The sequence below is a fragment of the Acinetobacter entericus genome, assembly GCF_026168575.1.
Classification (GTDB): Bacteria; Pseudomonadota; Gammaproteobacteria; order Pseudomonadales; family Moraxellaceae; genus Acinetobacter; species Acinetobacter bouvetii.
The window spans coordinates 1-1,543 of the sequence record NZ_JAPEQW010000092.1; the positions used below are offsets into that span (position 1 = coordinate 1).

1 protein-coding gene is annotated in these 1,543 nt (G+C 50.4%); it reads right to left on the bottom strand.

Annotated elements, in window-relative coordinates; genetic code table 11:
* Positions 1–1,543, bottom strand: a 1,543-nt coding sequence (gene ahpF, locus OKC24_RS19625; protein ID WP_265466281.1) for an alkyl hydroperoxide reductase subunit F, incomplete at both ends; no start/stop codon positions are given.

A 1,543-nucleotide genomic window follows, 5' to 3' on the forward strand; every position in this document is an offset into this window, starting at 1 on the left:
ATGTAATCAAAAGCGGACAATGATGCTTTCGCGCCTTCACCCGTTGCAATGATGATTTGCTTGTACGGTACTGTGGTGCAGTCACCAGCTGCAAATACACCTTTTACATTGGTTTCGTTGCGCTCGTTAATCACAATCTCACCGCGGCTGGAAAGTTCGACACCTGTTCCTTTCAAGAAATCCGTGTTCGGCAGCAAGCCGATTTGAACGAAGATCCCTGCCAGCTCGATGGTTTTGATTTCATCTGTTGCGCGGTCTTTGTATTTCAGCGCAGTCACTTGTGAACCGTCGCCCACCACTTCAGTAGACAAAGCATTCAAAATCACCGTGGTGTTCGGCAGGCTGTTCAGCTTGTCCTGCAGCACTTGGTCTGCACGCAGCTTGGTATCAAATTCAACCAAAGTTACATGCTCTACAATGCCCGCAAGGTCAATCGCCGCTTCCACACCGGAGTTGCCGCCGCCTATCACCGCAACACGCTTGCCTTTGAACAGCGGGCCGTCACAGTGCGGGCAGTAAGCCACGCCGCGGGTTTTGTACTCTTTTTCGCCCGGAACATTCATCTCTCTCCAGCGCGCGCCAGTCGACAGAATTACAGTTTTAGATTCAAGCTTCGCGCCATTATCTAAAGTCACTTCCACCAGGCCGTTTGCTGTTTGGTCTGCGCCTTTAATGTCCGATACGCGCTGCAGGTTCATGATGTCTACACCGTATTCACGCACATGCTCTTCCATCGCCGCTGCGAATTTAGGGCCTTGGGTTTTTTGAATAGAGGTATAGTTTTCAATGTCCATGGTATCCATGACCTGACCGCCCATGCGCTCAGCCACAATTCCGGTTTTAATGCCTTTACGCGCTGCATAAATCGCAGAGGTATTACCTGCAGGGCCGCCGCCGATCACCAGCACATCAAATGCGCCTTTGGCATTTAATTTCTCAGCATCTTTGGCTGCTGCGCCGCTGTCCAGTTTGGCAATGATTTCTTCCAAGGTCATGCGCCCTTGGCCGATATGCTCGCCGTTTTGGAAGACCATCGGCACCGCCATGATTTTGCGTTCTTCCACTTCGTCCTGGAAGAATGCGCCGTCGATCATGGTTGCAGTGGCGCCCGGGTTGTAAATCGCAATCAGGTTCAGCGCCTGAACCACGTCAGGACAGTTATGGCAGCTTAAAGATACAAATACGTCAAAGTCTGCCGTCAAGTTCAGGCCCTTGATTTGCGCCAGCACTTCATCAGACACTTTCGGCGCATAGCCGGAAACTTGAAGCAAGGCCAGAATCAAAGAAGTGAACTCGTGGCCCATCGGCAAGCCAGCAAAGTTCACACGCGGCTGCTCGCCTTTTTTTGCAATGCCGAAGCTTGGTGCACGTGAATTTGTGCCGTCAAAGCGTGCAGTCACCAAATCAGACAGCGCGGCAATTTCAGTCACCAATTCTTTGATTTTGTTTGATTTATCAGAAGCGTTTAAGGTGGCCACAATTTCGATTGGGCTTTCTAAACGTTCAAGCAGAGTTTTTAATTGAGCAGAAGTATTTTGATCCA